Raw genomic sequence first — 3,974 nt, forward strand, 5'->3', positions numbered from 1 at the left:
TAAAAGAAAATAATGTTGTATAATTGATTTTTATAACCGTTCCCGCGGTGGAAAAAAGTAGGTGAAACTGGTAAACTTACGTCAGGAATTTACTGGTAAACTTTAGAGCGGAACAGTGGTAAACTTTCCTCGGAATATCCAATAATAGAACAAAATTGTCGATGAATATATTTAAGAAAAAACTAGAAGATACATCCCCAAAGGAATTAAATTTTGAACCCATAGAGTTATTTCAAAATTTGTTCCATAAGGAAGGATATGCATATTTAAGAGGAATACAAGAAGAGGTATTAAACTCCTGGCATAGTATAAGAGACCAACGAGATGTTTTGTGTAAAATGAATACAGGTTCTGGAAAAACGCTTGTAAGCTTATTGATGTTGCACTCAAAAATGATTGAAGGAGTCGGTCCAAGTTTATATTTATGTCCAGACAAACAACTATTAGAACAGGCAAAGTTGCAAGCGGATTTATATGGAATACCCGTTTGTGAAATTGAATATCAAGGGCAAAGAAGTGTTTTTCCTGATGACTTTTTAAATTCAAAAGCTATTCTGTTATGCACGTTTCAAAAGCTTTTCAATTCACGCTCTATTTTTGATAGGGATAATATCGATGTCGGCTCTATTGTTCTCGATGATGCCCACGTATGCCTTGATAAAGCTAGGCAAGCCACCACCATAAACATTCCATTCGGTCACGAACTTGCCGAAAGATTACTAAAATTATTCAATGATGAATTAAAGTATCAAGCACCAGGAACTTACCATAGGTTAACTGATGGCGATCCATATGCTAAGATACTTAAAGTACCTTACTGGGCTTGGCTCACGCGTTTAGATGAACTTGTGCATCTTATAGGCGAGTTCAGTGAAGACAGCGAGCTGATGTTCAAATGGGGTTTGATAGCGGACGACTTAAAATCTTATGATTGCTATGTGGGACCAAGAGGTATTGAAATCGCACCGTCTTATGTGCCATTTCATAATGTACGCGCCTTTAACGAAGCAAAACATAGGTACATACTTTCAGCTACATTTGAAGACCAGATTGATTTGATAAAGGATTTAGGTATTGATATCGATAGTATCAAAAACGCCTTGATTCCCAAGGATCGTAAGGACGTTGGTCAAAGATTGATTCTTGCCCCACAAAGATTCGATTCGAGGATAACTGACGAGCAGATAATGGATTTGGCTAAAGAATATGCAGATTCTGGCGTAAATGTAATGGTTTTAACACCTTCTGCAAATAGAGCTGAAAAGTGGGAAGATATTGGCGCAGAAATTATTGAAAAAGATAACATCAATAAGGATATAGCCAGTTTAAAATCCAAGAAGGGATCGTTGAATGTTCTGGTGAATCGTTATGATGGTGTAGATTTGAATGGCGATATGTGCAGGATTTTGATATTGGACGGCTACCCGTCATTTAGTTCGTATGAACAGTTATATGCAGAGTTACGTCTAGAGTCTGTAAAATCTTCCCTAAAGGCTCAAATTATTGAGCAGGGTCTAGGCAGAGCTGTAAGGTCTGGCAGTGATTATTGCGCGGTGTTTCTAATGGGGAAGGATTTATTACAGTTTTTAGGAAACAAATCGAATCTACAGTATTTTACACCAGTAACACGGAAACAACTCAAACTGGGTCTATCACTATTAGATGATGAATCAAACGATAATGCCCTAAAAACAATTAGAGATACCGCTAAATTATGTCTTGTGCAAGATATGAGTTGGCGCGAGTACCATTCTGGAATACTTTCGCAAGTGGAGACTGACAAAACCGATGAGCGGGTTATTAAGAATTTGGAAATTGCCGATACCGAGTCAAAGGCCATAGACCTTTTCAGAAGACGGAATCACGAAGGAGCTTCAAAAATAATCTTGGATGAGATAGTTGATACAATTGATTTAACCCAAAAACAGAAAGGTTGGTATTTTGAAAAAGCAGCCAATTATCTCTATCTAGATAATATCCCGAAATCTAACGATTTACAAATAAAAGCAGCAAAGACGGCCTCACATATGTTGCAGTCAAAGAACGGACATAGTTATACTAAAATAATGGCAAGTGTAGAGCAGGCGACACAAGTCCTCAATTTCATAAAAAGATATGAAACATCCCAAGATTTTAAATTGTATTTAGAAAGTCTATTGGATGATCTTCAGTTCAGTCCGGACATACCACATACAAAATTTGAAAACGCCTTGGCAGAAGTTGGAAGACTAGTCGGTTTTCATACTCAAGAACCAGAAGCAGAATTTGGTAACGGTCCTGATGTCCTTTGGGTAATGACTGGAAATCATTATTTAGTTTTAGAGGCCAAATCTAGAGCTATACACGGTGAAATCACTAGAGATAACATTAATCAGTTATTGGGCTCAGGCGAGTGGTTTAAGAAACTATATGGTGAAGCAGCAAGTTTTAATTTAGTAACAATTCAACCACCAAATATAAAAGGCTGGAATGTGAACACTAGCGCAAATACTAGAGTTATTGACGAAGAATCCTTAATTTCGTTAAAAATTACTTTAAGAAGATTTGTTGATGGGATCAACAGTTCCGGTTTTACTGCATCAAGTACTAAAGAAATAGCCAACTTGTTAGGCTTACATAATCTGACAACAAACGGTTTTCTAAACACATTTCTAAAGCCTGTTGTTTCAAAAAAGGGGTAAAACTTCTTTAAAACATAGATGGTCGAGTGGTCTAAGGCACCTGATTGAAGATCAGGCGTACGGGAAACTGTACCGAGAGTTCGAATCTCTCTCTATCCGCAGGTACGCAAGTATTTTAGCCCGCAATTTAAAATTGCGGGCTTGTTGGTTATTGCAATTAGCATAATTGTTAGTGAAAAAGAATGTTCTTCAAAAAATCAATTGTTACTAAAAATCCAGTTTAAGGTACTGGACAAACCTTAATTTAATTTATGCCATATCATAGACTTCATCAAACAGCTTTTTATCCAACCGTTCTTGTTGGCCAAAGCTTTTCTTTAAGACATTATGAAGTACTGAATTAAACGCATTATAGCCCAACCAGAGATTTGGTTTTTCATTGAGCAACAAGGCTTCATAGTTCAAGATTTCTATGACTTCACGAGACTTTTTTGAAGGGGCGCTGTTATTGTCGCTACATTCATATCTGAACAATTTCGTTTTGTCAAGAATGGCCTTCACAAATTCTTGTGTATCGATGATTTTACATTCCTTCATCTTGTCGAATTTCTTGGTAATGGTATAAAATTCATTGTCCAGAAATTTATCAAATAGATTGTTCAGCCTCGGCATAATCAAATGCGTGTTGTTCTTACTGTGCTTGATTGAAAACTCAATTTCTGCCTGGGAAACGTGCAGGCCATTTGAACACACTTCTCTATAAAATCCAAAGTGACCAGAGGTCTTTTCACTACCGTCATAGGAATTTTTGAACCGAAGCATCGGCAGTATCAAATCTTTATCGTTCTTGACCGTAAACTGGCTTTTGTCGTCGATGATAAAGTCGGTAATGAACGACCTATCATTTTTGTTGATGGTTCGTTTATGAAAGTTTAGCTGTGCATCGGTCAACATTTCTTCAGCATTCTTGAAGAATAGTTGATTCGGAATGTGTCCGTAACTGTTCGATACCACGTTGACAATTTTGCCATTTGAGATAATAGCATTTTCAAGCCCTCTTCGAGATTCCATCTGTGTCAGACTCTTTAAGGATTTCATTTCTGATGGAACAAAGATTTCATCCTGTTGCAAATTTTGTAAATACATAGCTTTTGAATTTTAGTTAAACAATATTTGAGCAGTACCCAAACGGAAGTTAAAATCTTGGCTCAAAAGGAAACGGAATCGTTACTTAGCCAATAGAAATAATATTGTTGGACTAGGCATAGTTTTACCTTGAAAACAACAGTTCCACTTACTGCATTAGCTTTAGAAACGGAATAGAGGAAATCTACTATTTATATTAAGTACGGT

General features: G+C 36.7%; 2 protein-coding genes and 1 tRNA gene. 2 read left to right on the forward strand and 1 reads right to left on the reverse strand.

Features of this window, described 5'->3' with window-relative positions:
- Positions 1-161: 161 nt before the first annotated feature.
- On the forward strand, positions 162-2,681 hold the full coding sequence (locus tag AC13CC_RS01020; protein WP_008610917.1) for a DEAD/DEAH box helicase: 2,520 nt from the start codon (positions 162-164) through the stop codon (positions 2,679-2,681).
- Positions 2,682-2,695: 14 nt separating this feature from the next.
- Positions 2,696-2,780 (forward strand) — tRNA-Phe (locus tag AC13CC_RS01025).
- A 150-nt stretch (positions 2,781-2,930) separates the two neighbouring features.
- Here AC13CC_RS01025 and AC13CC_RS01030 read toward each other — a convergent pair.
- Complete coding sequence (locus tag AC13CC_RS01030; protein WP_008610916.1) at positions 2,931-3,767, reverse strand: DUF932 domain-containing protein; 837 nt, start codon at positions 3,765-3,767, stop codon at positions 2,931-2,933.
- Positions 3,768-3,974 lie beyond the last annotated feature (207 nt).

It is taken from the genome of Flagellimonas sp. L-11 (assembly GCF_056857735.1).